General features: G+C 49.4%; 28 protein-coding genes. 11 read left to right on the top strand and 17 right to left on the bottom strand.

The genetic code is table 11. The features are described 5' to 3' along the window. Positions 1–237 precede the first annotated feature (237 nt). The 6 genes from apf to FFM82_RS11710 all read right to left on the bottom strand — a co-directional run bounded on the left by apf (position 238) and on the right by FFM82_RS11710 (position 6,316). Positions 238–840, bottom strand: a complete 603-nt coding sequence (apf, locus tag FFM82_RS11735) for an aggregation-promoting factor (RefSeq protein ID WP_137645995.1) — start codon at positions 838–840, stop codon at positions 238–240. A 407-nt stretch (positions 841–1,247) separates the two neighbouring features. Next, the gene (locus FFM82_RS11730) at positions 1,248–1,622 is read right to left on the bottom strand and encodes a biotin/lipoyl attachment domain-containing protein (RefSeq protein WP_137645994.1); all 375 of its coding nucleotides are present in this window, start codon (positions 1,620–1,622) and stop codon (positions 1,248–1,250) included. Between the two features lie 102 nt (positions 1,623–1,724). Next, the gene (locus FFM82_RS11725; protein ID WP_137645993.1) at positions 1,725–2,636 is read right to left on the bottom strand and encodes a sce7725 family protein; all 912 of its coding nucleotides are present in this window, start codon (positions 2,634–2,636) and stop codon (positions 1,725–1,727) included. Continuing rightward, entirely contained in the window at positions 2,633–3,349 is a 717-nt protein-coding gene (locus FFM82_RS11720) for a hypothetical protein (protein WP_137645992.1), read from the bottom strand. The genes FFM82_RS11725 and FFM82_RS11720 overlap by 4 nt, the downstream gene beginning before the upstream one ends. Beyond that, positions 3,321–5,720 (bottom strand): ATP-dependent DNA helicase, encoded by a 2,400-nt coding sequence (locus FFM82_RS11715; protein WP_137645991.1) that lies wholly within the window; start codon positions 5,718–5,720, stop codon positions 3,321–3,323. Before FFM82_RS11715 ends, FFM82_RS11720 begins: the two co-directional genes overlap by 29 nt. Positions 5,721–5,950: 230 nt before the next feature. Then, a complete protein-coding gene (locus FFM82_RS11710) occupies positions 5,951–6,316 on the bottom strand; it encodes a hypothetical protein (protein ID WP_225425700.1) in 366 nt (121 codons plus the stop codon). A 186-nt stretch (positions 6,317–6,502) separates the two neighbouring features. Here FFM82_RS11710 and FFM82_RS11705 point away from each other — a divergent pair, with 186 nt between their 5' ends. After that, positions 6,503–7,711, top strand: a complete 1,209-nt coding sequence (locus tag FFM82_RS11705) for an acetate/propionate family kinase (RefSeq protein ID WP_137645990.1) — start codon at positions 6,503–6,505, stop codon at positions 7,709–7,711. A 1,169-nt stretch (positions 7,712–8,880) separates the two neighbouring features. Next, positions 8,881–10,083: an NAD(P)/FAD-dependent oxidoreductase gene (locus FFM82_RS11700; RefSeq protein ID WP_137645989.1), complete on the top strand. Its 1,203-nt coding sequence runs from the start codon at positions 8,881–8,883 to the stop codon at positions 10,081–10,083. A gap of 41 nt (positions 10,084–10,124) precedes the next feature. On the opposite strand, the gene FFM82_RS11695 is transcribed toward FFM82_RS11700, so the two are convergent. The 7 genes from FFM82_RS11695 to FFM82_RS11665 form a co-directional block, all read right to left on the bottom strand. Beyond that, positions 10,125–10,895, bottom strand: coding sequence for a CPBP family intramembrane glutamic endopeptidase (locus FFM82_RS11695; RefSeq protein ID WP_137645988.1), 771 nt, complete (start codon positions 10,893–10,895; stop codon positions 10,125–10,127). Between the two features lie 58 nt (positions 10,896–10,953). Then, positions 10,954–12,024, bottom strand: a complete 1,071-nt coding sequence (locus FFM82_RS11690) for an ABC transporter substrate-binding protein (RefSeq protein WP_137645987.1) — start codon at positions 12,022–12,024, stop codon at positions 10,954–10,956. Further along, complete coding sequence (locus FFM82_RS11685) at positions 12,021–12,836, bottom strand: ABC transporter permease (protein ID WP_137645986.1); 816 nt, start codon at positions 12,834–12,836, stop codon at positions 12,021–12,023. The genes FFM82_RS11690 and FFM82_RS11685 overlap by 4 nt, the downstream gene beginning before the upstream one ends. Further along, positions 12,833–13,666, bottom strand: coding sequence for an ABC transporter permease (locus tag FFM82_RS11680; protein ID WP_137645985.1), 834 nt, complete (start codon positions 13,664–13,666; stop codon positions 12,833–12,835). Before FFM82_RS11680 ends, FFM82_RS11685 begins: the two co-directional genes overlap by 4 nt. 12 nt (positions 13,667–13,678) lie before the next feature. After that, the gene (locus FFM82_RS11675; protein ID WP_137645984.1) at positions 13,679–14,776 is read right to left on the bottom strand and encodes an ABC transporter ATP-binding protein; all 1,098 of its coding nucleotides are present in this window, start codon (positions 14,774–14,776) and stop codon (positions 13,679–13,681) included. A 20-nt stretch (positions 14,777–14,796) separates the two neighbouring features. Then, complete coding sequence (locus tag FFM82_RS11670; protein WP_137645983.1) at positions 14,797–15,339, bottom strand: helix-turn-helix domain-containing protein; 543 nt, start codon at positions 15,337–15,339, stop codon at positions 14,797–14,799. Positions 15,340–15,787: 448 nt separating this feature from the next. Then, on the bottom strand, positions 15,788–16,255 hold the full coding sequence (locus FFM82_RS11665; RefSeq protein ID WP_137645982.1) for an ASCH domain-containing protein: 468 nt from the start codon (positions 16,253–16,255) through the stop codon (positions 15,788–15,790). Between the two features lie 169 nt (positions 16,256–16,424). Between FFM82_RS11665 and FFM82_RS11660 the strand changes: the two genes are divergently transcribed. The 8 genes from FFM82_RS11660 to FFM82_RS11625 all read left to right on the top strand — a co-directional run bounded on the left by FFM82_RS11660 (position 16,425) and on the right by FFM82_RS11625 (position 20,947). Then, positions 16,425–16,913, top strand: coding sequence for a GNAT family N-acetyltransferase (locus tag FFM82_RS11660; protein ID WP_137645981.1), 489 nt, complete (start codon positions 16,425–16,427; stop codon positions 16,911–16,913). Next, positions 16,914–17,441, top strand: coding sequence for a GNAT family N-acetyltransferase (locus tag FFM82_RS11655; protein WP_137645980.1), 528 nt, complete (start codon positions 16,914–16,916; stop codon positions 17,439–17,441). A gap of 175 nt (positions 17,442–17,616) precedes the next feature. Beyond that, positions 17,617–17,976: a GntR family transcriptional regulator gene (locus FFM82_RS11650; RefSeq protein WP_137645979.1), complete on the top strand. Its 360-nt coding sequence runs from the start codon at positions 17,617–17,619 to the stop codon at positions 17,974–17,976. After that, positions 17,973–18,866, top strand: a complete 894-nt coding sequence (locus FFM82_RS11645) for an ATP-binding cassette domain-containing protein (RefSeq protein WP_137645978.1) — start codon at positions 17,973–17,975, stop codon at positions 18,864–18,866. The genes FFM82_RS11650 and FFM82_RS11645 overlap by 4 nt, the downstream gene beginning before the upstream one ends. Positions 18,867–18,875: 9 nt before the next feature. Continuing rightward, the gene (locus FFM82_RS11640; protein ID WP_137645977.1) at positions 18,876–19,877 is read left to right on the top strand and encodes an acetoin ABC transporter permease; all 1,002 of its coding nucleotides are present in this window, start codon (positions 18,876–18,878) and stop codon (positions 19,875–19,877) included. A gap of 13 nt (positions 19,878–19,890) precedes the next feature. Further along, positions 19,891–20,097 carry a DUF3955 domain-containing protein gene (locus FFM82_RS11635; protein ID WP_137645976.1) on the top strand — a complete coding sequence of 69 codons (207 nt, stop codon included), beginning with the start codon at positions 19,891–19,893 and terminating at the stop codon, positions 20,095–20,097. Positions 20,098–20,417: 320 nt separating this feature from the next. Next, entirely contained in the window at positions 20,418–20,681 is a 264-nt protein-coding gene (locus tag FFM82_RS11630) for a type II toxin-antitoxin system Phd/YefM family antitoxin (protein WP_137645975.1), read from the top strand. Between the two features lie 2 nt (positions 20,682–20,683). Beyond that, positions 20,684–20,947, top strand: coding sequence for a Txe/YoeB family addiction module toxin (locus FFM82_RS11625; RefSeq protein WP_137645974.1), 264 nt, complete (start codon positions 20,684–20,686; stop codon positions 20,945–20,947). A gap of 125 nt (positions 20,948–21,072) precedes the next feature. Here the strand turns inward: FFM82_RS11625 and FFM82_RS11620 are convergent, their stop codons facing one another. Continuing rightward, positions 21,073–22,443, bottom strand: coding sequence for an aldehyde dehydrogenase family protein (locus FFM82_RS11620; RefSeq protein WP_137645973.1), 1,371 nt, complete (start codon positions 22,441–22,443; stop codon positions 21,073–21,075). 453 nt (positions 22,444–22,896) lie between these two features. On the opposite strand from FFM82_RS11620, the gene fba reads away from it, so the two are divergent. Next, positions 22,897–23,760: a class II fructose-1,6-bisphosphate aldolase gene (gene fba, locus FFM82_RS11615; protein ID WP_137642983.1), complete on the top strand. Its 864-nt coding sequence runs from the start codon at positions 22,897–22,899 to the stop codon at positions 23,758–23,760. A gap of 51 nt (positions 23,761–23,811) precedes the next feature. Here the strand turns inward: fba and FFM82_RS11610 are convergent, their stop codons facing one another. The 3 genes from FFM82_RS11610 to FFM82_RS11600 all read right to left on the bottom strand — a co-directional run bounded on the left by FFM82_RS11610 (position 23,812) and on the right by FFM82_RS11600 (position 26,394). Further along, positions 23,812–25,125: an MFS transporter gene (locus FFM82_RS11610; protein WP_137645972.1), complete on the bottom strand. Its 1,314-nt coding sequence runs from the start codon at positions 25,123–25,125 to the stop codon at positions 23,812–23,814. A 147-nt stretch (positions 25,126–25,272) separates the two neighbouring features. Next, a complete protein-coding gene (locus FFM82_RS11605) occupies positions 25,273–26,172 on the bottom strand; it encodes an SPFH domain-containing protein (protein WP_371852253.1) in 900 nt (299 codons plus the stop codon). A gap of 33 nt (positions 26,173–26,205) precedes the next feature. Next, positions 26,206–26,394 (bottom strand): hypothetical protein, encoded by a 189-nt coding sequence (locus FFM82_RS11600; protein ID WP_137645970.1) that lies wholly within the window; start codon positions 26,392–26,394, stop codon positions 26,206–26,208. Positions 26,395–26,910: the final 516 nt, after the last annotated feature.

Raw genomic sequence — 26,910 nt, 5'->3', positions numbered from 1 at the left:
AAGGCGGTTTTTGTAATGAATTGTAATATTCCGCTCTGGTTTCATGAAAGTGAACAATCCGGTTTTCATAAAAAGCTTATGTTTAAGCGGGTTGTCAAAAAAAGGGCGATGCTAACCTGATGAAATGGTTAAGTACTATGAAAATGGGGCTTGATTATTTCTACGGGTCAGGGTTGCCGAACCATAAAAAAACAAGCTGGTCGCAACCAGCTTGTTCGGATAATTATTTAGTCGTTTTTAGTACCAGCCGTTTGAAAGCCAGTGTGCCTTGGCGTTTGACCAAGAACCGTAACGGGAAGAAACGTAGCTGTTCGCAACCCGTTCCTGGTTAGCAGCGGAGTAGTCACCATTTAAGTATGAGGCACTTAATTGGTACTTACCGATGTATTGACCGTTGCGAGCGCTGTATGAACCACCAGATTCTTTACCGGCGATCCAAGCTTTAGCAGCGCCTTCTGAACCACTTGCATTGTAGTTAGTGGTTGCTTGGCTCGTTTGACGTTGAGGTGCAACCGTTGCGTGTTGTGCGGGTGCTTGTTGTTGCGTTTGCGTCGTGGTGCTTGCTTGGTTAGATTGAGTGGTCGTAGTCGTGTTCGTTGCGGTCGTCGTTGAAGCAACGTTCCCATCAAGTTCCAATTCTTGACCAACGAAGATCAAGTTAACGTCTTTTAAGTTGTTAGCCTTTTCGATGGCAGAAATGGTGGTGTTGTGAGTTTCGGCGAGTTCTGAAACGGTGTCGCCGGCCTTAACCGTTACGCTTGCAGCTTGGGCAGTGGCGCCAATGGCAAAGAGACTAGCAGTAGCGGCAGCGGTAGATAATAAAGCGTTTTTGATTTTCATACTTGATGTACACTCCTATTTATTAGTCCGAATTTGGCTTGGCCCCGAATGACTTCCAAGCTAATTTACTAGACAACAGTATAAACGGTGAGTGTGACAAGAAAATAGCAGTTACTTTACGATTTTGGTCTAAAGCTGTAATAAAAGTGGCTTTTTGTAATCTTTTGTAATATAACTCAGTAGTTTGAGGGGTGTTGGATTTTGAACCTGGGCGCAATTTAAACGCGTGTGTTGAACGGTTAATAGTGTAGATGACTAAACTAATTTAAAGAAAAAAGCCCGCAAAATCGCGGGTTAATCACGATTTCGCGGACTAGTTAGTTTAGGGGAGCCGGTTAGAAGCGGATGCGTTAACAACGTGAAAACGCTTCACACCATTAATTCCAACTTACTAAAAGTAACGGCACTTAATCAGCCCGCAACCAGACTAGCCAGTTTTCTTTTTGTTGATTAGTGGCTAGTTGGGTCGGTTGACTTAATAAATCTACATTAGTTTTTAACACGGTCCCGCCGAACGGGGTGGTGATCGGGTGCTCACCCGAAGCGTCACTGACGGTCGTTAAGACGTCGCCGGCAGCGACGTGTTGACCGATTTGCGGGAGTGTTAGTGCGCTGACCGTTGATAGTGGCGTGGTGGTGGCTGTGGTCAGCCCGAGAATCAGCCGTTGCCGGGACTTCGTCTTTAGCCACACGTCACCGTAAATCATTGGCGCGCGTTGCTCGTGGTATTCGTCGCGGTAAAAGTTAAACATTTGTTTCCAAGCGGAGTCGTGTTTTGCCATAGTTTGATTGCCGGTTTAACTGCAACCGGCACGCTTCCTTTCGTTTGCAAGCCGTCGTGTGGCTGACGATTGAAAAATTATTTCTTACTATACTTAATGATCTTAAAGTGCCAGCAGACGGTGCATGAGTTGTAAGTGATGCATTAATGATAGCTTTTTAACGATACCAAGTCCAGGGAAGCGCGACGCCTGCGCGTAGGCGAGGAGTTGCTCTAGGGCCGGGGTCCGGTTGAGTCCGGTTAAGTGCTCCGGCGCCCAAGCGATGAGCTGCGTCAACGCTTCGAAGAACTTCTGCTTTTGGCCGTGCATGCTAGCGTTACTAGTTGAAACAAAGTGGTGGATGCGTAATTGTCCGTTAGCCGTGACGTAAATGACGTGCAGGGCGATGGCCCGTGACGGCATGCCCTTATCAAAGTAACGGTGACCAATCAGTGAGTAGTCGCCGAAGCCGTCAAAACCAACGGGTGGTCGGTGCCAATACGCTGGGGCAAAAAATTCGTCAGCTAACTGTGCGTAGTCGGCGACGTGGTCGGGGGTGGTCAGACTATCGGTCAGTAGAATGCCGTGATTGCCGGCCAACGCGTGTAACCGGGCTTCATCCCTAACCACCAAAGTCGTTTGCTTTAATAGCGGGTCGGCGCGGTAAGCGTTCAGCAACCGGTAGTTTCGTGCAATCAGTAGTGATCGCTGACCTGCGGACGCCGTTACGAAGTCGCGGCTAAAATCGGCGGCTAGGATCGCGGCCGGATGGAAAAACGGCAAGTCCCGCAAGTCGGGAAGCGGGTGTAACTTGGTTGGATTCAGGCCGTAGACACTAACTTGCGGGTTAGCGATGAGGCTGAATGGTTGCTGGGCCTTAATAAAAGCTTGGACGGTCCGTTGTAGTTCCTTAGAATCGCGAACCGGTTCGATGATCGGAATCACGTGGGCGCCGAGTTGCCCTTGTTCACATAATGCTTTCAGTGCCAACAGGTCGTACATTCGCCCGCGCAGGTAGGGGTAATAGGTCGTCATAGTTGGTCCCCCAGGTTGGGCGCTTGCAGCGCATCGTATTTAAGCTTGAGCGCTTGGTACTCGGCGTTGCGGGCATCCAATTCCGTTTGTAACGCGGTCACCGCGTCCGTCTGGGTCTCATCAATGAAACGGTCGTATAAGTTCGCTTCCGGATCGTAAACGTCGTAGCCGCGCCGCGCGCGTTTGCGCAGCTCCTTGTAGAGCTGGTCGTCGGAGTATAATTGTAGACCCTTTTGCACCCGCTTGGCCTTATCGACTTCCCGGAAAAGTGAGCCGATAAAGTGACTGGTCAGGGGACCTTCGGCAACTTGTAAGTCCTGCCGCTGGGCCTTCTTAGCAACCGTTAAGAAGCCCGGTGCGCGCGGTGGTTGCGGGGCCAGGTCGACCGCCTGCTGGTCAAAGGCCCGGTAGATCAGGACACCAACGTGGGTGGGAATCTCAGCTTGAACTTGTTCGTAAAGGGACTGCGGTAAAACGAAGTAGTTATAGTGACCAATGAAGGATAACTTAGCCTTAGAATGGAAATCCGCCTTGGTAACTTTTAACTCGTAACAGCGCCATTCGATTTGGCCATCAGCGAGTTGCTGGTAACTCAGCGTGTCCACGATGCCCTGGTCATCTGGCATGTTGACTTCTTCGACCACGTAGGCCCCCTGTTCAAGGCAGTACTGGTAGAGGGTGCTTTCAAGCTGAAGGGTGAGTTTCGTTTTCATCGGTCGGGGCTCCTTTCACTTGTTGCCAAAAATTGGTAATGGTGGCGCTAAGTTGCGGTAGTGAGCGAATCGTCTGGTAATACTGCCAGTGTTCGGGGAATAGGTCGACGTAACGGCGGCTGGCAAAACGCTGGTCAAGTAACAAAATAATGCCGGTGTCGTGACGGCTGCGAATCAAACGCCCAGCGGCTTGTAAGACGTTATTCATGCCGGGCAGCTGGTACGCGTAAGCGAACCCCTGACCGTTTTGATGGTCGTAATAGTCGCGAATCAGGTTCGTTTCGGGATTCAATCCGGGCAACCCAACGCTGACGATGGCGACACCAATCAACCGGCTACCCCGCAAGTCGATACCTTCGGAGAAAATGCCGCCGAGTACGCAAAAACCGAGTAACGTTTTTGCCGGTGCGGGTTGAAACTGGTCAAGAAAGGCTTGGCGGCTGGCCGCGTCCATCGTGGCTTCCTGTGCCGTGGTGGTGATTTCAGGATAGGCGAGTTCAAAGGCCGCCTTGATTTGCGTTAAGTAACCGTAGGACGGGAAAAATACCAAGTAGTTGCCGGTCCGAGCACTAATCAACGCCTTTAAGCTGGCAATGATCCGTTCAACGTTGCGGTCGCGTTCGCGGTAAGTTGTCTGCACGTACTGGGTCACGAGGATTGCTTGGTGCTTGGGTGGAAACGGTGAGGGTAGTTGGTACGCCAAGCTTTCAGCGGTCCCGCCCAGCACCCGGCGATAATAAGCCATTGGTGATAAGGTCGCGGAAAAGAGTACCGCCCCGGCCCCCAGTTGTAACGAACCGTCGAGAAAGTCGCTGGGATCCAAACAAAGCTGTTTGACCGTGACGTGGTGACCGTCCAAGACGGTGCGGGTCTGATAACTACCATTATATAAATCACCGATTTTGACGAACGTCAGGCAATCAAAAAAGTAGTCACGGACGGCGTCGAGTAACGGCGAGGGTTTTTGTTCACCCATCCAATCCGTGACGAACTCGTTGAATTTGCGAAGCGTCCGCAACAGCGTTTCCGGGGGTTCCGGGCTGACTTGGGCGGGCAGGTCGTTGTCCATTAGCGCTTGTGCTAACCGGGTGAAGCTCCGGCGCACCTTTTTTAACTCCCGCTGAAGGTCGTCACTGGGCTGACTTTTATCGGGTTGCGCTAACTTGATCAGCTGTGCAATCGGCTGGTCGCTGACGGTAGCGGAGTACATGTCACGGGCCCGGCTGACTAAGTTGTGGGCTTCGTCAATTAAGAAAAAGTTATCGTCGTCACTTTCACTAAAGAAACGCTGGAGGTAGACCAGCGGATCAAAGAGGTAGTTATAGTCGCAAATCACGACGTCGCAAAAAAGCGACGCGTCCAGCGAAAATTCGAACGGGTCGACCGTGTGTTTTTTGGCGTACGTTTCGATCACCGTCCGGGTCAGTTGGTTTTCGTGGGTCAGTAAATCCTTTAACGCCGGTTTTAAGCGGTCGTAATAGCCGATCATGTACGGGTTATCCTCGGGGAGGACGTCGCGTTCTTCCGGAAAGCGAATCTGGTCCTTGGCGGTCAACGTAATGCTCTTAATAACTAAGCCGTGGCTGCTCATCAGGGCGACGGCTTCCTCGGCAACGCGGCGGGTACTCTGCTTAGCGGTTAAGTAAAATATGCGTTCAATCAGGTCTTCGCCCATCGCCTTAATGGCGGGAAATAAGGTTGAAATCGTCTTGCCGGTGCCGGTCGGTGCTTCCGCAAAGAGCCGCTTGTGAGCGTAAATCGTTTTATAAACCGCAGCCGCTAGTTCCCGCTGGCCAGGGCGAAACGCTGGAAACGGGAAGTCCAGGTCACTAATGGAAGCGTTCCGCCGTTGCCGTAAGTCCGCCCGCAGCGTTAGCCAGTACTCGTATTCTTGAATCAACTGCGTGAAGAAAGTGGTGAGTTCGGCGCGGGTCAGTGTCCGCTGCGTTTTGGTGATTTTTTCAGTTGCAACCTGGAAGTAAGTTAATTGGAGGGTGACCGCGTCCAACTCCGGGTGTTGCTTTAATAGAAGGTAGCCGTATACCTGGACCTGTCCCCAGTACAAGGTTTGGGTGTTCTCCGTCAGGTCTTCAAACGCCTGGTCAGAGGTCTTGATTTCCTCGATGATGACCCCATCGTTGGTCAGCTGAACCCCGTCCGCGCGCCCCGCAATCAGGTAGTCCTGCCCGTTCATGGTGACGGTCGTCTTTAGGTAAACTTCGCCTTGGTAATCATCACTACGACTGCTTTGCAGCCGCCGGTGAATTTTAGCACCGACGAGGGCCGTATTTTGGCTATTTTTAGTTTCGTTCAAATCGCCCTGGCGCAAGACGAACTCGACTAGTTGGCGAATTCCGATTTTAGTGACCATCCCACCGGTTCCTTTCTGATATTATGGTGCTTCCATTATAAAACATCTGTTCGCTTTTGTCTGGCGATAATCAAGCGGGTTAGCACTCAACTGGCGCTAACTCGCTTGATGAAATCTTAATCGTTGTTTAAATTAAACCGTTAACTTGTTGGCACTCTGGCTTTTGTAGCGTCCATGAACGATAAAACCACCCTAAGCAAGTTCACTTAGGGCGGTTAGAATCAAAATTATTAGTGGTACCAATGACTATGGCGTTGGCGAATCGTTTTGCGTAAACTTAGGCCGTAACTTAGGATGGCACCGGTAATTAGGACGGCCACGATGGCCCCTAGCCAGGAGTGTGGACTACTGTAATAGCTGGCGTACCCGGCACCGAGACTCACGAGTGCGATTGCGGGGATTAAGATGCTGATTGGCGCCGGATGCAGGAAAATGACACCGACGATCCAAAGGCCAGCTGCGGTGACGACCGCGTCCACACTGATGCGGGTACCAAAGCTGGTTATTAAGGCCCAACTGGTTAAAATCGCGCCAAGCAGTAAGAGTAAAATTGCAAAGCAGTTACTGAGCGTCCAAGAAAAACGTGTTTTCATCATAATCATCGCCTCGCTTTCATCAATTTTATTATATCGTAAAACTGGCCGATGAAAAAAATAATATACCAGAAGTGCGGTTTATATTATGACGAAAATTAAGCGTTTTAGAATTTATCCTTGAAAGCGCAATCATTATTGGCTAAACTGACAGTAGGCACACTTGATGATGGATGGAGGAAATGCATAATGTCAAAAATTTTAGCTATTAATGCTGGTAGTTCCACTTTAAAGTGGAAATTATTTAGCGTTCCAGAAGAAACGGTTATTGCTTCCGGAATGGTCGACCGTTTAGGGTTACCCGATTCCGTATTTGAAATCAAAAAAGCGGACGGAACGAAATCCAAGGAAACGCGTAAAACCATTGACGCGCAGGAAGCTGCGGCCATGGTTTTGACCCGTTTAAAGAGTGACGGCATCTTAACCCACTTATCCGAGATTACGGGAATTGGCCACCGGATCGTTGCGGGTGGGGAACGGTTTAAAGATTCCGTTGTCATCACCCCAACAACTTTAAAGCAAATCAAAGACTTATCAGAGTACGCGCCGTTACATAACCCAACGCAAGCTTATTATATCGAAGTCTTCCAACAATTATTACCAAAAGTTGTTCAAGTTGCGGTCTTTGACACCTCGTTGTTCGCAACCATGCCAAAGGTCAACTACCTCTACAGCTTACCTTACGAATACTACGAACAATTTGGTGCCCGTAAGTACGGGGCCCACGGGACTAGTCACCGTTACGTTGCCAACCGGACGGCCAAGTTATTAGGCAAGCCACTCGACCAACTGAAGTTGATCACGTTACACTTAGGCTCAGGTGCTTCAATCACCGCCTTTGACCACGGCAAGGCCATTGATACGTCAATGGGCTTCACCCCATTAGCCGGGATTACCATGAGTACCCGTTCCGGTGACTTGGACGCTTCATTAATTCCGTTCTTGATGCGCCACCTCGGCATTTCCGACGTTTCCGACTTCGTGGACATCTTAAACCACAAGTCCGGTTTACTCGGTATTTCAGGAATTTCTCCTGACATGCGTGACTTGGATAAAGCCAAGGATACCAACGAACGAGCTGAATTAGCACTCGAAATCTTCGCTAACCGCGTTGTTAAGTACGTTGGTAGCTACATCGCCGAAATGAATGGCATTGACGCCTTAGTCTTCACTGCCGGTGTTGGTGAAAACTCCGTTTCAATGCGGGCACGCATCATTAACCAACTTGGTTACTTCGGTGCTACCGTCGACGACGAAAAGAACGACGTTCACGGCAAAGAACAAGTTATCAGCAAGGACGGCGAAGACGTTAAAGTCATGGTCGTTCCAACTAACGAAGAATTAATGATTGTTCGTGACGTTCAACGCTTAACGGCGAAGGACACCGTGAACAACTAAATCTGAATCAACCGCTTCACTTTCAACGACGCTTCTTAACGGAGCGTCGTTTTTTATTGGGTTAGCGCGATTAGTTATGACATAACTCGCTGCCAGATTTATGTCGTATCGGACGTACTCAACGGATGAATAACGGCACTTTATCCTAGTTGTTGGTAATCGATTCGAAGTTAGTAATCACTTGCCAGCCCTCCGGTCAGCGGGAATCAGTCCGGAACGCGGTGGCCACGGGGTTAAGCCCAAAGTTCAGGTCTTAACCGCCGGGCTTTCACTAACTCGCCATAACCCGGCGACCAAGTGAAATTTCACCGCTGGGACTGTTCCCACTTTCCCTCCAGGCTTAAATTAGTCGTTGGCGGGCACTAGTGCGCTAATTTGTATGAATGGATTGAGTTAGGCTAGTAATTGATTATTGAATGGTGGTCACTACATAGAGAAACAAACGTCTTAGAGCCTGAATAGCTAGACAAGGGTACTAATTACGGTTAGTTGTCTACTAACTTTAATTGAATATGGGGGTTGTGTACTAAAAATCGACGAATCACGTAAACAACTACGTGGCTAGATTGTTAAATCTGATAGGTCGTTAGTTGACGTGCTGTGATCAAGGTCCCGGAGCCCTTCGAAACATGGCTGTGAAATTGTTGTTGGTCGTCGTACTTTGACGACTTACAACAAGGTCGACTTGGGAGACAATTCGGTGTTTGAATTGGCTTCCAAGCGTGCCCACAGCCATGCTTTCGTGTAGGCGGAGCGGACCGACATGTTACAGTGTTCCAAGAATTTTTGAATTATATTGTAGTAGTATTTTTTGAATATAAGTGGTGGTTAATAAAGAGCCTTCCAAGCGTGCCCACAGCCATGCTTTCGTGCAGGCGGAGCGGACCGGCACGTTAACAGTATTCCAAGAATTTTTGAATTATATTGTAGTAGTGTTTTTTTGAATATAGATGGTGGTTAATGGACCGACTGGTAAATCAGTATTCTGTATCGGAAGGAGGCGCTGAGACTTGAACTGACCATGCCAGGATTACTGAAATTCGGGTGGCGTTTTAGCTGAAATTTTCAGAAGGGCAGTGTACGATAGAAGTATTCAAGCGGTTACAGCCGCTGTCAGCGGAGCAATGATGGGACTGGGTTAACCGAATAGTGAAAGGGGTCAATAAAGTATGCCAACAACTTTAGTGCTGGGTGGCGGTTACGCCGGAATGCGGGCCATCAAGTTTTTAACCAAGGGATTACCGAGTAGTGACCAATTGATTTTGGTTGACCAGACGCCGGTTCATACGGAAAAGACGAATTTACACGAAGTAGCGGCCGGGACCATCGATCCGGAGAAGATTACCTATCGAATTCCGACGGTGATTGCGAAACGGGTGAAGTTTGTGCAGGCGACCGTGAAGACGGTCGACGTTGAAAGTAAAACGGTGCAGTTTGAAGATCATCCGGAGCTGCATTACGATTACTTAGTGTTAGCGCTCGGGTTTCAATCGGAAACGTTCGGGGTCCCGGGGGCGGACGAGAACGCGTTGCCAATGGACGACTTGGCAACCTCGAAGGCCGTTTATCAACATATTAAGGACCAAGTTAAGGATTACCGGACAACTAAGGACCGCAATGATTTGAAAGTGGCCATCTGTGGCGCTGGGTTTACGGGAATCGAATTACTCGGTGAACTGACGCAGTCGTTGCCGAAATTGTCGGCGAAGTACCAGGTGCCGGCGATTAAGGTGGTTTGTTTGGAACGGATGCCGTCCATTTTGCCGATGTTTGGGCAGGAGTTGCGCGACTACGCGATGGCGTTTATGGAAAAGCACAACGTTGAAATGCGGTTAGGGTCCGTGATTACGGCGATTAAGCCGGGAGCGGTGGCTTACACCGATGCCAACGACGTGGAACAGGAGTTTAGTGCTAACACGATCGTTTGGACGGTTGGGGTCAGTGGTTCACACGTGATTGCCGATTCCGGGTTTGAACAACGTCGTAACCGGGTGACGGTCGAACCCGACTTATCGTTAACAGATCACCCCGAAGTCTTTATTGTGGGGGACGTTGCGGCGGTGATGCCACCGGATGGTAAGCGGCCGTACCCGACAACCGCGCAAATTGCGTTGGCCTGTGGCGAACAGGCGGCCAAAAATATCATTGCGCTAACGGCGGGGAAGACAACGGCACCGTTTGACTATAAGTCGAGTGGGACGGTGGCCTCGTTAAGTGACCGCGACGGAATTGGTGAGATTTTTGCCAATAAGCGCCAGGTCAAGGGCTACCCGGCTTCCGCGTTGAAGAAGGTTATTACTGACCGTTCATTGTTAGAAAGTGCCCACCTCAGTACCGTCTTTAGTAAGGGCCGCTTTGATTTATATCATTAGAATAGTAAAAAGGATCTGCCCAGTGGCGGATCCTTTTTTTGTTAACGATGAGTAGCAATGGTGACGTGGCGTACTTGACGGGCGGTCACTAGTAGGGCGATTAGGAAAACGACGCCGTAGAAGAGACTGACCGACAAGGCGATTTGTGGGCTAAAGTTCAGGTTCGCGCTACTGGTCGGGTGCTGGGTGAACTGAACGACGACCGATAAATCGGTGGCCGCGTGCAATAAGATGGGGATCATTAAGTTGCGGGTACTAATGTAGATGCCGGCAAAGAAAGTCCCAATGGCCATGGCAAACAGGATTTGCGGTAAAACGTAAGTCAGCGATAAGTGGGTAATGTTCATTAGGTGCAGCCCGCCGAATAGTAGGCTGGATAACAGGACCACGAGTAGGTTGTGGCCGGGAAACGCGCGGGCGAGCAACGGAATGAAGGTCCCGCGGAAAATGTATTCTTCGGTCAAACCGATTAAGAGAATGTAACCTAAGTAGATAAAAATTTGTGGCAAGAACGGACCGGCGAGTAGCCGGACCACGTTGGCGTAAACCAGTAAGCCGATAATCACCATGGCGGGGAGACTGTGCTGCAACTGCTGAGCGGCGTGGCGACCGTTCCAAAACTTGACCGGAACGTGGGTGACAAAGCGGTTGAATAGCCAGACGCCGACCAACGCAACGGCGTCCTGAAAAATCCCGCCGTAAATCGTTGGAATTCCCAGCGGGTGGGCGGAGAGCGCCGCCGCAAAAAATAAACCGGGAACTAATAAAAGTAGGATGAGTGCGGGCACGAGCCCGTGTTTGACGTCATGCAAGGTGGTTGCCTCCTAAGTTTGGCAAAAAACCTGGCACTAGTCCAGGTTTTTTGCGACATTAATGGTGCATTTTGAATTCAAGGTAACGGTCGTTATACAGCCCGACCTTAGCTGGTGAAAGGTCCTTATAAATTTGTAAGTGGCGGATGGTTTGATCGTCCGGATAAAACTGGCGGTCGGTCCGGATGGCTTTCGGCAGTAGCGCCTTGGCCTTCTTATTAGGAGTGGCGTAACCGATGTATTCCGCGTTTTGAGCGGCGTTTTTCGGTTCACTCATAAAGTTTAGGAAGGCGTAAATGGCGTCGAAGTGCTTGGCCGTCTTCGGAATGACCAGGTTGTCGAACCAGAGGTTACTGCCTTCTGAAGGCACAACGTAGTGTAAGTGGTCGTTGCCGTCCAGCATTTCACTCGCTTCACCGGACCAGTCGACGGCGATGGCGGCTTCGTTTTGAATCATGTACATCTTAATTTCGTCGGCCACGACCGCTTTGACGTTCGGGGCTAACTGGTTCAGCTTATTGCGGGCTGCCAGTAAGGTCGCCGGGTCGGTCGTGTTCATCGACTTATTCATCGACGCGAGTGAGAAGCCCATCACGTCGCGAGCACTGTCGATCAACATGATTTTATCACGGTACTTACTTTGCCACAGGTCGTTCCAGTGGTTGATACTACCGGGCTTGACGAACTTATCGTTGTAAATGATCCCCAGGGTTCCCCAGAAGTAGGGCACCGAGTAGCGGTTGTCCTTATCAAAGTCTAGGTCCATGAAACGCGGGTCGTAGTTAGCCATGCCGGTCAAGCGTTTTTTATCCAGTGGTAACAGCAAATTGGCTTTTTTCATTTTTTCGATCATGTAGTCACTCGGGACCGTTAAGTCGTAGCTGGTACCGCCCTGCTTGATTTTCGTGAACATGGCTTCGTTACTGTCGAACGTTTCCACGTTGACGTGGTAGCCGGTCTGTTTTTGAAACTTGGTTAGCAGGTTTGGGTCAATGTAATCGCCCCAGGTGTACAAGTTCAACACTTTTTTACCGGTGCTGCCGGCGCTGGATTGGAGCTGGTTAGCGCCGAATGCCAGTAAGCCGCAAACCGCGGCCAGGGCGATGATGATACTCAGTAGTTTTTTCATTTACGGCGCCCCCTCGTGCTTGCGTGCCGGTGCCGGCTGCTGTATTGGTTAATGAAGTAGTAGCCGATAACTAGGATCAACGCCATCAAAAACATGAGACCGGATAGCGCGTTGATTTCCAAGTTGATGCCCTGGCGCGCCCGTGAGTAAATTTCCACTGACAGGGTCGAAAAGCCGTTCCCAGTGACGAAGAAGGTGACCGCGAAGTCATCAAGTGAGTAGGTCAGCGCCATGAAGAAACCGGAGAGAATGCCCGGCATGATGTAAGGAATCGTGACCTGACTTAACAGTTGCCAACTGTTAGCCCCAAGGTCGGCGGCCGCGTCCAGTAAGCTCCGGCTCATTTCCTGAACCTTTGGCAGGACCATCAAAACGACGATCGGAATCGAGAAGGCGATGTGGCTGAGTAATACCGAGCCAAAGCCGAGCGGGATTTTGAGCGCCGTGAAGAAGATCAGAAAGCTGGCCCCGATGATAACGTCCGGTGACACCATTAAAATGTTGTTGAGTGATAACAACGTATTCTTAGTAATGGCGCGGGTCGTTTGGCTAATGCCGAGCGCTCCGAGTGTGCCAACGATGGTGGCTAAAATCGACGAAAGGAGTGCGACCAGTAACGTATCTAAGAAGATTGCAATCAGGCGGCTGTCGGCGAACAGGTCCTGGTAGTGCGCCCAGGTGAAGCCGTGAAAGTTATTCATCGTCTCGCCCTTACTGAACGAGTAGACGATCAGGAAGATGATTGGCGCGTACAAGACGATGAAGACGAACCAGAGGTACAGGTTACGCCATTTAAAGTTGCGAATGCTCATTTCGTCAACCCCCTTTTCGTCCGGCGTTTACTACCACCGGTTAGGCTCATGATGATGACCATCGCAATAATCAGGATGACACCGATGGTCGAACCCATCCCCCAGTTCATGGTCGTCAAGAAGTGCTCTTCAATCGCGGTCCCGAGGGTGATCACCTTGTTACCACCGATCAGGCGCGTCAACATGAAGAGTGACAGTGACGGAATGAAAACGGCTTGGACGCCGGCTTTGACTCCCGGTAGGGTCAGTGGAAAGATGACCTTGCTGAAAGTCTGCCAGGACGTTGCCCCGAGGTCCTTACTGGCGTTGACGTAGGACGGGTTCAACTCGCTAATCGAATTGTAGATTGGGAGCACCATGAACGGAATCTGAATGTAAGCCGCAACGAAGATAAAACTAAATTTAGTAAACAGAATCTGTTGCGGTGCTAGCCCGATAAACTGCAAGAACTGGTTAGCAATGCCGGCCTGACTAAAAATGCCGATAAAGGCGTAGGCTTTTAATAGTAAGTTGATCCAAGTCGGCATGATGATCAGCAGTAGCCAAAGTTGCGGGTGCTTGGTGGCATTCAGGACGTAGGCGGTCGGGTAGCTGATTACCAGGGTTGCCAAGGTAATTAAGAACGCGTACCAGACGGAGTTAAGGGTCATCATCAGGTACGTATTGGACGAAAAGTAGGTCTGATAATTGCCTAAGGTGAAGTGCCCGTTGATGTCGAAAAATGATTGGTAAACCAGCAAAATGACCGGTGCAATGACGAACAGGCCGATCCAAAGCACGTAGGGAATAAAGTAGGCCGTTTGCCGACTTAAGCGTTGTTTACGTTGCATGTGCCGTCCCCCCTAATCATCTTCGTATTTTTCCAAGCGGGCATCGAAGGCCGCTTCAGTTTCGTTAAGGCGCATGACGTGGATGTCCTGCGGGTCAAAGGTCAGCCCAATCGGTTCCCCTTCGTCCGCCGGGTTGGTCGAGTGGACCAGCCACTCGTTGCCGTCAGTGTCGTAGGCGACGATTTCAAAGTAGTTACCACGGAACAGTTGCGAGTCGACGGTCACCACGAGTTTTCCCTGAGCAGCCGCAACGATGTCTAGGTCTTCAGGGCGGAGGACGACTTCGATTGCTTCGTTAGGGCGCATGCCGGCGTCGGCACATTCAAAGGACTTGCCGACGAACTCGACTTCGAAGTCTTGAATCATCTTGCCGGGAATGATGTTACTTTCGCCAATAAAGTTAGCGACGAAATGGTTGATCGGTTCGTCGTAAATGTCGACTGGGGAGCCTCCTTGTAAAATCTCACCTTCGCGCATCACGAAGATTTCGTCACTCATGGCCAACGCTTCTTCCTGGTCGTGGGTGACAAACAGGAAGGTGATGCCAAGACTTTGTTGCAATTCCCGCAGTTCGTACTGCATGTCTTTACGTAACTTGGCGTCCAGTGCGGATAACGGTTCGTCCAACAGCAGGACTTTCGGCCGCATGACCAGCGCCCGGGCAATGGCGACCCGTTGTTGTTGGCCACCGGAGATTTCGCTGATCTCGCGGTCACCAAAGTCGGCGAGTTGGACCATTGCGAGGGCTTCGGCAACCCGTTTGTCGATTTCAGCCTTCGGAACCTTATTCAGCTTTAAGCCGAACGCCACGTTTTCCGCGACGTTTAAGTGTGGGAACAGGGCGTAGTCTTGAAAGACGGTGTTGACTTGGCGTTGGTTGGCGGGAAGGTCGTTAACAACCTGACCGTCGAATTCGACGTCGCCGGCCGTTACGTCGGTAAAGCCCGCAATCGTCCGCAAGATGGTAGTTTTACCGCAACCGGAAGGCCCCAGTAGGGTGTAAAACTTACCGGCTTCGAGTTCTAAATTGATATTTTTGAGGATCTGATGGTCCCCGTAACTTTTACAAACATTTTTTAACCGAACGATCGGTTGGATATTAGCGGCCAAGGAAAGGACCTCCTTAAGATTTACAAATAAGACGCGTTCGTGACCAGCGTGAACGTACAGGCCGTTGCACCGGCGTTACGAACCTGGTGCGTCTGGGTAGCGTGGTAATAAAGGGTGTCGCCGGCAGTCGCGCGGTAGTGCGCGTCGCCAAGCTGTAAGTCTAGTTCGCCGGTTTGGACCATGATGAAGGTCTCCGCCGGCGAGGGCTCAAAGGATTTGAAGCAACCGTTGGGCGTTAAAGTGACGGTAACCGGTTCGAGTTCGTTCTCATTCGAAGCCGGCACTAGCCAAGTTAAGCGGTAGCCCAGTGCTTCATCGTCATAGGTCGTTTGCTCTGCGGCGCGGTAAACGATTTTTTGGCCGGGTGATTCGGGCGCGAAGAACGCGGCGGGGCTGCTCCCTAAAACTGCGAGAATTGAGAAAAAAGTCTCCATTGAAGGGGACGACTGATTATGTTCAAGCTGTGATATGTAACCTTTACTAAGGTCGGTTCGCTCAGCCAGCTCCTCCTGCGTTAGTTGTTTTTGAACCCGCAAGTTGTGGAGTCGTTGACCAATGTCCATGGTGGTCACCTCGGTTCTTGTTTTCTTAAAGTAAACAATAAGTTTAGTACGAGCTCTAATTATAGCGAAAAATAGCGCTGGGGCAAGTTAAAACTTGCTGATGGTAACATGTTAGTTTGATTAAACTAATGTAACCGCTGTCAAGTGGGCTAAGCCGGCGTTCGCCGGTTTTAATTAATTAGAAACGAACGGTTGCCCAGAGTGTGACAAAAGTCGGTTAGCTGGTGAGCATAACGGCGTAAGGCGAATAATCCTGGGCTTGGATTGTTTGACTTACGGGGTTAAGCGGAGCCAGTTGGCTTTTGGCGCACGTTTCGACTATCAATATTCGGAAACATACAAGGGGCTGTGACTAATGTCACAGCCCCTTCCGTCTCCGAACGAGAATAGTTAAAACATGCGCCCAAAGTCAACCGACTGTTGACCCACGCGCTGGTTGTGTCGGCGGTTAATCTGCCCGGTAAACGACTTCGAAAACTTCGCTAACCATCGGGGTGTCCGTGTTTAGTTGGTGCCCGTGCGCTTCGAGCGTTGGCGCGAAAGTTTCGGTTTTACGTTTCCGCCAATCACCGATCGAACGGTCGCCTTCGCCCTCATGCCAAGCATGTTCGGCTGAAATCCGGTAAAAGGGAATCAGTTCCGAAACCACGGTCTTAATGATGGCGACCGGTTTCATCTCGCCGTTCAAAAGGACGTTATAGTCCCCGACTTGCGGAATGGCGACCTGTTCGTTGGTGTAAGTATCCAACGGCGTGGTCGTCGCGGTCTTAGTCCCGTTAAGGACCAGGTCGGTCAGTGCCTGGACTTCGGCTGGTTGGTTTTGATCCCCGAACCAGCGAGTCTGGTAAGAAGCACCGTTTGTCGCGGTCGTTTCGTTATAAGCTTTCCATAATTGTTCTGCTGATTGAGCTGGCATGCACATCACCTAATTTCAATAAGAATAGCGAATCTGGTAAGTGTAACCGGATTCATACCCCAGTATAGCATGTGGAGATTGAAAACGGTATGAAACACGTTGCTGACCAGTAAGACCGTTATGTACGGGCTACTTTTGGTATAATGGGGGGCGTGATGAGGAGGAAACTATGGAAATTACACCAGTTAAATTAACCGATTTACCGCAAATTATGGCCATTGAAAAGGCCGGCTTTTCAAGTGCGGAGGCGGGGACGGAAGCCGCCTACCGCGAACGTATCGCTAAGCTTGGCGAAACGTTTTTAGTTGCCCGTGACCGGGCCGTCGTATTGGGGTTCATTGTCGGCCCCGCGACCGGGGCCCGCTACATTGCCGACGAGATGTTTACCACGACGCCGACCAACTTAGAACGCGGTGGTCACCAGCTCGTCTTTACGTTAGCTGTGTCGCCATTAGCTCGACACCAACGAGTTGGCAGTCAGTTACTGGCCGCGTTGGAAGCGGACGCCCGCGCTAAGGGTCGACTTAGTATGTCGTTAACTTGTTTGGAACGGCTAGTTCCGTTTTATGAACGTAATGGGTTCGTCAATCAGGGCGTCGCCGAATCGCAACACGCCGGCGAAACCTGGTATAACTTAGAGAAAGTCTGGGATCAGTAAATGAAACTTGCCACGTTACAGCGGGCGCTGCCCGATTTTAAAATTCGGTTATTGACCTTGCAAGATCAGGACGACTTGTTGGCGCTTGAAAACAGTAACCCGACTTACCACCGCTATTTTTCGGCCCAACCACTAACCTTAGCTGAAATTCAAGCGGATTTGACCGCGACGCCGGCTGACGTTGCCGCGGAACAAAAACAAGTCTTTGGTTTTTACTTAGCTAACCGGTTAGTCGCAGTGCTCGATATTTTAAACCGTTACCCGCAAGAACGTTTCCTGTTCATTGGGTTATTGATGGTCAACCAGGCCTACCAGCGTAAAACGGTGGGCCGGGTCATCGCAACCGGCTTGATGCAGGCGGCGAAACAAAGTGGAATCGACTGGATTCAGTTGACCCGGGTGACGGCCGATTCCGGGGTAGCCGCCTTTTGGGAAAAGCTCGGTTTTACCGATGGTGATCAGCTCTATTTACCACTAGCACACGGAGAACGGTTAGCCGTGACGACGATGGTCCGACCACTTAACTAGTGATTGTTAATCAAGTTTAAATAATTTTTAAATTAGGTGCGTAACGCTTGGTATGTCAAGGTGACGCGCCTTTTTTTGATGCGTAAAGCCGGGTGCGTGGTTGCTTAAAGTTGACCGATACAGTAGCATGGGTGCAACTAGTACAGTGTAATACAGTTAGGAAGGGCGGCAGACGATGCAAATTGATCACGCGAGCGGCCGGCCATACTACGCCCAGTTGGTCGCCGGCATTGAGCACGATATTCGAACCGGCCTGTTACAACCGGATGATCGCTTGCCATCGGTCCGTGAAATGGCTCGCCAGCACTTATTGAACCCGAATACGGTCAGTAAAGCGTATAAGCAGTTGGAAGCTTCGCGGGTGATTCGAACGGTCGCGGGCAAGGGAACGTACGTGAACGGACTGAATGCGGACGAGATTCGCCGTGATGTCCAACACCGGTTACGACAAGTTGTTCAGCAGGCCCAGCAAGTGGGAATTGACATTGCAGCCCTACATCAGTGGCTGGATCAGATGGAGGATAAGACGGTATGACGTTAGTAGTTGATAAGGTAAGTAAACGAATTGGCCACCAACAAGCGTTGGATCAGGTCAGTTTTCGGGTGCAACCCGGACAAATTGTTGGGGTGATCGGTCGTAACGGTGTCGGTAAGACTTCGTTGTTTCGGACCATCAACGGCCAATACTTAGCGGATGATGGTGCGGTATTGTTAGATGATCAGGTCCTAGTGACCCACCCGGCGTTAAGAACCCAGCTCTGTTTCGTTGACCCAACGGCGAACTTTTTTCGCGGGGCCACGATTAAACAGATCGAGTGGTATTACCAGCAAGCCTACCCGCAGTTCGATACCGAAAAGTTTGACGGCCTATTGACGCGGTATCACTTTACTAAGAGTCAGAAATTACGGCGGTTTTCAAAGGGGATGTTCGGCCTCTTCACGATTATTTTAAGCGTGGCGACTAACGCGCCATACCTGTTCTTGGATGAACCGCTTGACGGTCTCGACGTGCTGATTCGCAAAAATATTCTGGGTATTTTAATCGACGAAGTAGCGGGAAGTAACCGGGCCATCCTGATTGCGTCGCATAACCTTGTGGAGTTGGAAGGCGTGATTGACCGGGCCCTGATGCTGAAAAATGGCCGTTTAGTCAACGACTATCAGTTGGAGGAAATGCGTGAAAATGCGCGTAAGCTCCAATTGGTTTACCGCGATAAGGTCGTGCCGGCGTTATTGCGCGAGCACGGGCACGTCGTTCACGTTTCCGGACGGGTGATCGTCGTGGTGTTTGAAAATTATACGCCGGCGTTGCAAGCGCAGTTGGCGGCGACCAACCCAGTTTTTCAAGAAGAGCTACCGTTATCGTTGACCGACCTGTTCATGGCGAACTTGACCGATCAAGCGGATTACGAGATTTTATCATAGGGGTGCGACATGGCTAATCAAAAATTATGGCAATTATTATGGCGACATTATCGGCCAATCCTGATTGCGGCGGTGGTCGCGTTGATGTTGGTCGGATTAAAAAGTGGGATGAGCGTGGTGGCTAACCCGCGTGGTTACATCGCGGGTAGCGTGTATAACTTGAACAATGGGGGCGACTTACGCGCCTTTGTGGCCATTATCGTCTTTTTCGCGCTGGGCATCACCATGTTTTTACACGATAACTTAACCAGTTTTGACCACTACTTATTCGGGTTACCGGTTCATCGGCGCCAGATTTATCGTAAGAAGATTGGGTTATTAGTTACGGCGGCAACGACCGGCTACGTGGGCATGCAGCTGGTTTACTGGGTCACAATCCAATCAACGTTGACGCACCGCCACGTTACCGTGTCCTGGGGTGCGTCGTTATGGATGATGGTAACACAGTGGTTGATGTTAAGCGTATTGCTGATGGTCGCCGTGACCTTTGGCTTGTGGGTCGGTCACCTGTTTGCTAGCGTGGTCGCCGGGGTCGTTTTCAGTTGTAGTTTGCTATTTGCTTATAACGCGCTGGTTTACATTACGGCGGCCGTCCTGCGGGTCAACTATCGTCGCGTTGACGTACTCAACCACTTACAAGCCGAGACGTGGGGCAGCTTGGCGGTGATTGCGGCGGTTGCGATAGTCCTCGGCGGCTTTTTATACTGGTTCAACGGTTGGGGGTTCGACCACCTGTCACTTGAAAATAGTCAGGAATTTTTCCGCTTCCCGCAATATCGCTCGGCAGTACTATGGTTTTCAATTATTTACCTAAGCTTAACGACCAGCTGTTCGGAGTTTGGGTTGACGGTCTTAGCCATTTTGACGGATAATTATCGCAGTCAGATGCCGTTATTAACGGGCATTGTGATGGCAATCGTCGTTGCGTACGTCACTTGGGGCCTCGGCCGCTGGTTCTTATACCGGCCGGACCAGTTCCGGACGGTATGGACGACGAAACGATTAGATTAAAGGAGGCGGTGGCATGCGGATGCACCGTTCGGTTTGTGCCATGTTATGGCTAAGTGCGATGCTATGCTTTGGGTTAAAAGCAATGATTGGCGCGCAGGTGGATGCTGATGGCTTTCTGCACGAGCTCTTTTTCTTGCTACCACTCGGATACGGTTTGCTAGCGTTAGCCGTGATCACCACCGTCATTTTAATAATTCAAAGGTGTCGACATCAAAATTGAGTGATGACAGGATAAATCAGCGTGTAACTTAAGGTACGTGAAGATTAAGAAAAATAGAACTAAGTTGAAGCATTATTCGAGGACCTGCTTGGGTCGCCGGATAGTGCTTTTATTAATTTATCAGCTAAGATAACAAAGCTTTCCGGTGAAAATTGACCGGCTGACTGGTTAAATTCAAGGGAGCGACCAAATAATTGCTAAGGACTAGTGACGTATTATTACAGGCAACTAAGCGGTGCGAGCTTTATCGTTGACGTACTTAAATACGTACGTTATGCTGAGGATGCAAATTAAAGTAAAGATAAGGGGGAACGCCTAGCATGCAAAGGATGACTAATCCCACCCAAGCGAGAAAAGATCTTTATAAGATCATTAAAGCGGTTAATGAGGACTCAACACCTATAGAAATAAATGGACGTACTGAAGATGATAGTGCGGTTATTATGAGTGCTAAAGATTATCGAGCTTTACAAGAAACGCTCTACTTGATGAATGATGGTACCCTTAGTAAAGTCCACCGAGCGATGAAAGATGATTCTGGTGAAACGGACATAACTAACGGCGTTGATTGGGATAAAATTTGAAAATGGGTTACTCAATTCGATTTAAAAATTCATCTAAAAACGATTTAAGAAAGATTAAGAATAGTCCCTTACGTAAAAAGCTTGATGAAATCGTCAAAAAACTGGCAGTGAACCCGTACGATGTATCAGACAATTTTGAGAAGTTATTTCCGCCAGAAAATAAGCTATATTCTAGAAGATTAAATATTCAGCATAGAATTGTATACTCAGTTGATGAACAACGAAAAATTGTCCATATTTACTCAGCTTGGAATCATTATGAGTAAAAATCATAAAACAAGTACCGTTAGGATAACATGATGAGACTAAAAAGTACCTGATCAACCAGCTTAACTGGTTCGGTCAGGTACTTTTGTTAGCGGCATTTTAAACTTTACGGTTGAAGTAGGAATTAACGAATTTTATTTAAACGCTTAGCAACGGTCTTAATGTTGAGTAAGTCCCAGTCTTCCAAGTTATGGGAAATCGAGTTATGCCCCCAAGTCCCGCAACCTAACGTCAAGGACGGGGCAACGTTATCGTACTTGTAGCCAATCGCACCTTGTGATGACGGAACGTTGATCAGTGCCCGGCAGGCGGTCATTTCGAGGGCGAACTGGTTCATGACTTGTTCGTCAGTCGTGTGCAACGTTGCGGTGTGCCCTAGGCCACCGAGTGACAGGCTGCGCTTCATCAAGTTGAAGCCGGCCTGGGTATCCTTGGCGCGGACAACGGCCAATACGGGTGATAACTTTTCACGGGATAGGACTTGGTCGCCACCGATATCGGGAATTTCAACGGCCAGTACTTTGGTATCTACGGGAACGTCGAAGCCAGCCCACTTAGCGATTTGCCATGGCGTTTGACCGGCAACTTTAGGGTCAACCGCCTGTTTTTGCAAGTTCATCACGGTACTTTCGAGGGCTTTGAAGTTTGCTTTACCCACGAAGTAGACGCCGTTAGCGCTTAAGTCGCGCTTAACTTGATCATAAATGCTGTCGTCCACGATTAAGTTCGATTCGGAGGCGCAAATCATACCGTTATCGAAAGACTTAGAAGTAATCACGTCGTTGACCGCTTGCTTAACGTTAGCGGTCTTTTCGATAAAGCACGGTACGTTACCAGGGCCAACGCCTAACGCGGGTTTCCCGGTTGAATAAGCACTCTTGACCATGCCGGAACCCCCGGTCGCAATGATCGTGGCAACGCCCTTGTGGTTCATCAACGTTTCGGTTGCGTCAAGGCTAGGTTGCTTGATCCATTGAATCCAATCTTTAGGGGCACCAGCGGCAACCGCGGCGTCACGGATGATGCGACCGGTTTCGACACAGCACTTTTGCGCAAACGGGTGGAAACCGAAGATGATTGGGTTACGAGTCTTTAACGCTAGCATGGCATTAAAGATGACCGTCGAGGTTGGATTCGTAACCGGTGTGACCCCGGCAATGATACCAACGGGTTCGGCGACTTTGGTGACGCCGCTGACGGGATCATCATTAATGATGCCGACAGTCTTGTCATCCTTGATGTAGTTGTAGATATTTTTAGCCGCAAAGTCGTTTTTAACGACCTTATCACGGTAGTTCCCCCGACCGGTTTCTTCAACGGCCATCGAGGCGAGCATTCCGCGTGCGGCGTGGGCGGCGTGCGCCATGGCGGCAACTGCCTTATCGATTTGAGCTTGGTTCATGACTTCCAAATGGTTGGCAGCCAACGAGGCATTTAACACGAGACGATCAATTGACTGTTTGACTTCGGTTTTTTCATCAATTTCTTTCAACATCGAGTGGTTCCTCCTAAGCAATGCGATACTTGTTGTTTATTTCACAAATTCTATTATAACCACTTCTTCATAAATGTAAATAGATTACATCCATTTCATTTAAAAATTATTAAAGTGCCTGAACGCCGGTCTAATCAGCACGATAATTGAAAAATATAGAAAACGCTTGCAACCGCAAAATGCTGATTTTTAGTTAGGGAATTCACAAAACTAAAAACAGTGAAGGGTCGCGGTCATAAATTATTTATTTAATAATAATTAGGTCAGACCAAACTAATAGTTAAATTGCCAATGGAAAGGCTTACATTCAAAAGTGGACAAACATACCGGTATTTAGGCGATTGTTATGGTTAATAAATATCACAAATCAGTTATCACTACTATGTAAAGTGTGCTAAAATGTATGTGATTCAAAAATCGTATCTCTTTAATTAACCTAGGAGGGTTATTTTTATGTCATTTGTAAATGCTGTTGATATGACACGCGACGCATACAAGAACCATTACGCTATTGGTGCGTTCAACACGAACAACCTTGAATGGACTCGTTGCATCTTAAAGGGTGCTCAAGACACGAACACCCCCGTTATTATCCAAGTTTCAATGGGCGCTGCTAAGTACATGGGCGGTTACAAGCTGGTTAAGGACTTAGTTGCCGATGAAATGGAAAGCATGAACATCACTGTTCCTGTTGTTATGCATTTAGACCATGGTAACTACGAAGCTGCCAAGGAATGTATCGAAGTTGGTTACTCATCAGTTATGTTTGATGGCCACGACTTACCATTTGCTGAAAACTTAGAAAAGACTAAGGAAATCGTTAAGTTGGCTCACGCCAAGGGCATCTCTGTTGAAGCCGAAGTTGGTTCAATCGGTGGTGAAGAAGACGGTATCATCGGTGAAGGTGAATTAGCCTCTGTTGAAGAAGCTAAGACTTTAGCTGACACTGGTATCGACATCTTAGCTGCTGGGATTGGTAACATCCACGGTAAGTACCCAGAAAACTGGACTGGCTTACACTTCGATCGTTTACAAGAAATCTCAGACGCCGTTAAGATGCCATTAGTACTTCACGGTGGTTCTGGTATTCCTAAGGACCAAATCGTTAAAGCTGTTAAGGCTGGTATTAGCAAGGTTAACGTTAACACTGAAAACCAAATTGCTTTTGCCAACGCTACTCGTGCCTACATCGAATCTGGCGCAGACCAAATCGGTAAGGGCTACGACCCTCGTAAGTTATTAGCACCTGGTAAGAAGGCCATCGTTGACGTGATTACTTCACGCATCGGTTGGTTCGAAACTCCATCTGTTAAATAATTGATTTTTGATTCGAAAAAAAGTCGATCCTCAACGGGTCGGCTTTTTTGTTTACTGTTCAATTTGGCGGATTCGCTGTTCGTCGTAAAAACTGAGGACGATAAACATGGTGACGTACAGGGCTAGCGGTAACCAAGCGTAGTTGAGGGTAATCATATTTTGCGTTGCCACGTTTTGGCTGCTGTTTGCAACGTAGCCGGATAGGTGGAACAAGCCTGCGGTAACGAGCCCGCCCAGTCCGAGCCCCACGTTGACCCCAAAGTCACTAGTCGAAGCTAGTAGGCCGTCTGCGTGAATGCCAAGGGTCGAACCGTATAAGATGGTGTCGGCAATCATAATCGACACGAGACCAATAATCAGGCCGTTCCCGATTGCATTAATTAGGGTACCGCCAAAGACGAGCGTGAGCTGATTAAAACTGGTCCCGAGGCCGAGTACCAGTTGACCGGTTGCGGCCGTCGCGATGCCGGCTAACATCGTGCGCTTTTTGCCGTGGTGGTTAGCAAGCCGGACGATTAAGACGACCCCCAGCAGTGAAGCAAAGGTAAAGCCGTTCACTACCGGGACTAAGTCTTCGCGTTGTAATAAGTACTTAAAATAATAAATCGTGGTCTGATTTTTAATGGCAGTCGTTAACCAGTAAAGTAGGATGACGGCTGACAAAATGAACCAAGGTTGGTTTTGTTTGAGTTTCGCCCAAATTTCGCGGAGCGGCTGGTGCGGCTGCTTGGGCTGGCTGAACCGTTCGCGAACTTGTAAAAACGTATTTAGAATTAATACTAACGAAATGACACTGAATAGCACAATCGTTAACAGGAACCCGCGCTTTTCGTCACCCTGACCGAATAACGCGACGAGTGGTAACGTGAAGACTGCGACGATGATTTGAACGCTGCTGCCACAAAATTGGCGGATCACGCCGAGTAACGTTAATTCACGATCATTTTGTGATAAGGCGGGTAAAATCGAGGTGATTGGTAAGTTGACGGCGGTGTAGAAAAAGCCGAGCCCGAGGTAGGTGACGTAGGCCCAAATCAACTTACCAGTGACCCCAAAATCAGGCGTCACGAAGGTCAGCACCGCAAATAACGCGTATGGTAGCGCGTACCACAGGAAGAACGGCCGACTCTTACCGAACCGTGAATGGGTGTGGTCGATCATGACGCCGATGATCAGACTCTCAACCACGTCGGCAATCCGCGCCACGACGAATAAAATCGCGGCGGCGCTGGTGGATAGGCCGTACACGTCGGTATAAAAGAACAGTAGGTAAGTGGTCATCATTTGGAAGACCAGGTTGTCGGCGGCGTCACTTAGCCCGTAGCTAATGCGTTCCGGCCAAGCTGTTTGCCAATTTTTATTCAACGCGATCACCTCGAAATGGAATTTTAGACAATTAAATTGTACATCAATTTTAATGCAAATTATAATAATATTAATTATTACGGTAGAAAAACAAAACGCAGGCTTGTTCGGGCTATTAAGTAGTCGAGCAATCCTGTGTTTTTGTCATTATGATTTAGTTGATGTCGTTTTAGTTAACTTGGTCAAAGCGGGGATCAAACCTAAGCTATCAAGCGTCTGGTTAGGCAAGACGACCGTGTTGGCACTACCGTCAGCCAGGGCCTTGACTGCTTCAGTGTTTTGGAAAATGAAGTAGTTTTCGGATGAGCTACTCAACGCGTCGTTCAACGTCCGCGTCCGGTAAGCGTCGGCGTCGGCTTCCGTTTGGATGGCGGTTGCTTTCGCCTTGGCGCTATTTACGAGAGCTTCGTTTTGCGCCTTGTTGGTGGCGAGTAGCGCACGGTTATTGGCTTCGTTCTCCAACGTGATCGATTTACTCTTCCCTTCGGCGGTCGCAATGGTGGCGTCCCGTTCACGGGTGGCTTGCAGTAGCCGGTTCATCGAAGCTTGGATATCGGCGGACGGGTTGACCGAGTCGATGTTGACCCGGTCAACGTTCAGACCGTAACCGGCCGTTACTGAAGAAATTTCTTTAAACAGCGCGGCGTTGATTTCCTGGGTCCCGTTCAAAACTTCGTTGAGTTCCTTGTTCCCAATAATCCCCCGTAAAGATGCCCGGGTATCTTGGATCATACTACGAACGGAATCCTCATTTTTGAATACGAAGTCTTCGATGTTAGTGACGTGGTACTTCAGCGAGATTTTAACGGAAATTTCCGCGTTATCCTTAGTGATGACCACTTGTTGGTTAAGGTCGACCGGAGTTTGGGCGGTGTTGACCGTAATAACGCGGGAAATGAACGGTTTGATGAAGTGCAGGCCGGAACTGAGCACCCGCTCGAACTTCCCAAGGGTGATGACGACCCCCTGATTAGGCTGGGTGATGATGCGAATCGACGAAACGAGGCCTAGCACGATGATGATTAGTAATAAGATAATAATAAAAATTTTAAACAATGAAAATCCCCCCTATGGCGCTACTCACACTGGCTTAACGTGCAGCCCGTGCGAGGTTGCCGCCGTAATTTCAACCGTATCACCAACGTGAAGGGGCGTATCCGCCTGTAAGTGGTAAAAGATACCGTAAAATTGCACACCGTCCGTTAAGTAGGTGGCTTTAATTGTCAATTGCCGGCCGATTAGCCGCTGGTCGAGGTAGCCTTCTTGCATGCGTCTTCCCACCCTTATATAGTTTGTGATAAGCCAATTATAAGCTGTTTGAGGACAGAATGGTAGGGGGCGGCGCGGGTAAGCGCCCGGGTCAGTGCGCTTGCTGGGCAGGATAGTCGAAACGTGTTCAGGTCGCCAGATGCCTGCGCCTAGGACGCTAACGCACCATCACACAGCCCGTTCTGGCAGAATAGTTGAAATGTGTTCGGTGTGGCAGCTCCCTGCGCTTGCTACGCTAAGTGCCGGTTGCATAAACCGTTCTGGCAGAATAGTCGAAACGTGTTCAGGTCGCCAGATGCCTGCGCCTACTACGCTAACGCCCCATCACATAGCCCGTGACAGTGCGTTAGCTAGGTAGTGCTCAGCATCTCCCGGCGACCTTCACACTCTACACAAAAAAACCTCCGTATAAATACGGGCTCTATGATATTTGGTGTTGATGGATAAAAACCATCAACACCATTTTTTATGCACAACAAAAGGACATACCGTCCTGTGCTACAATCTAGTCGACCA

Origin of the sequence: Lactiplantibacillus plajomi (assembly GCF_005405405.1) — a bacterium.
GTDB classification, from domain to species: domain Bacteria; phylum Bacillota; class Bacilli; order Lactobacillales; family Lactobacillaceae; genus Lactiplantibacillus; species Lactiplantibacillus plajomi.
The sequence above is the reverse complement of the archived record's forward strand: the minus strand, read 5'-3'. Positions and strand labels throughout refer to the sequence as shown.

Excerpts from the sequence above, each read along its gene's own strand:
- apf (WP_137645995.1), bottom strand. The coding sequence starts at position 840 with ATGAAAATCAAAAACGCTTTATTATCTACCGCTGCCGCTACTGCTAGT.
- FFM82_RS11730 (WP_137645994.1), bottom strand. The coding sequence starts at position 1,622 with ATGGCAAAACACGACTCCGCTTGGAAACAAATGTTTAACTTTTACCGC.
- FFM82_RS11725 (WP_137645993.1), bottom strand. The coding sequence starts at position 2,636 with ATGACGACCTATTACCCCTACCTGCGCGGGCGAATGTACGACCTGTTG.
- FFM82_RS11720 (WP_137645992.1), bottom strand. The coding sequence starts at position 3,349 with ATGAAAACGAAACTCACCCTTCAGCTTGAAAGCACCCTCTACCAGTAC.
- FFM82_RS11715 (WP_137645991.1), bottom strand. The coding sequence starts at position 5,720 with ATGGTCACTAAAATCGGAATTCGCCAACTAGTCGAGTTCGTCTTGCGC.
- FFM82_RS11710 (WP_225425700.1), bottom strand. The coding sequence starts at position 6,316 with ATGATGAAAACACGTTTTTCTTGGACGCTCAGTAACTGCTTTGCAATT.
- FFM82_RS11705 (WP_137645990.1), top strand. The coding sequence starts at position 6,503 with ATGTCAAAAATTTTAGCTATTAATGCTGGTAGTTCCACTTTAAAGTGG.
- FFM82_RS11700 (WP_137645989.1), top strand. The coding sequence starts at position 8,881 with ATGCCAACAACTTTAGTGCTGGGTGGCGGTTACGCCGGAATGCGGGCC.
- FFM82_RS11690 (WP_137645987.1), bottom strand. The coding sequence starts at position 12,024 with ATGAAAAAACTACTGAGTATCATCATCGCCCTGGCCGCGGTTTGCGGC.
- FFM82_RS11685 (WP_137645986.1), bottom strand. The coding sequence starts at position 12,836 with ATGAGCATTCGCAACTTTAAATGGCGTAACCTGTACCTCTGGTTCGTC.
- FFM82_RS11680 (WP_137645985.1), bottom strand. The coding sequence starts at position 13,666 with ATGCAACGTAAACAACGCTTAAGTCGGCAAACGGCCTACTTTATTCCC.
- FFM82_RS11670 (WP_137645983.1), bottom strand. The coding sequence starts at position 15,339 with ATGGACATTGGTCAACGACTCCACAACTTGCGGGTTCAAAAACAACTA.
- FFM82_RS11665 (WP_137645982.1), bottom strand. The coding sequence starts at position 16,255 with ATGCCAGCTCAATCAGCAGAACAATTATGGAAAGCTTATAACGAAACG.
- FFM82_RS11660 (WP_137645981.1), top strand. The coding sequence starts at position 16,425 with ATGGAAATTACACCAGTTAAATTAACCGATTTACCGCAAATTATGGCC.
- FFM82_RS11655 (WP_137645980.1), top strand. The coding sequence starts at position 16,914 with ATGAAACTTGCCACGTTACAGCGGGCGCTGCCCGATTTTAAAATTCGG.
- FFM82_RS11650 (WP_137645979.1), top strand. The coding sequence starts at position 17,617 with ATGCAAATTGATCACGCGAGCGGCCGGCCATACTACGCCCAGTTGGTC.
- FFM82_RS11645 (WP_137645978.1), top strand. The coding sequence starts at position 17,973 with ATGACGTTAGTAGTTGATAAGGTAAGTAAACGAATTGGCCACCAACAA.
- FFM82_RS11640 (WP_137645977.1), top strand. The coding sequence starts at position 18,876 with ATGGCTAATCAAAAATTATGGCAATTATTATGGCGACATTATCGGCCA.
- FFM82_RS11635 (WP_137645976.1), top strand. The coding sequence starts at position 19,891 with ATGCGGATGCACCGTTCGGTTTGTGCCATGTTATGGCTAAGTGCGATG.
- FFM82_RS11630 (WP_137645975.1), top strand. The coding sequence starts at position 20,418 with ATGCAAAGGATGACTAATCCCACCCAAGCGAGAAAAGATCTTTATAAG.
- FFM82_RS11625 (WP_137645974.1), top strand. The coding sequence starts at position 20,684 with ATGGGTTACTCAATTCGATTTAAAAATTCATCTAAAAACGATTTAAGA.
- FFM82_RS11620 (WP_137645973.1), bottom strand. The coding sequence starts at position 22,443 with ATGTTGAAAGAAATTGATGAAAAAACCGAAGTCAAACAGTCAATTGAT.
- fba (WP_137642983.1), top strand. The coding sequence starts at position 22,897 with ATGTCATTTGTAAATGCTGTTGATATGACACGCGACGCATACAAGAAC.
- FFM82_RS11600 (WP_137645970.1), bottom strand. The coding sequence starts at position 26,394 with ATGCAAGAAGGCTACCTCGACCAGCGGCTAATCGGCCGGCAATTGACA.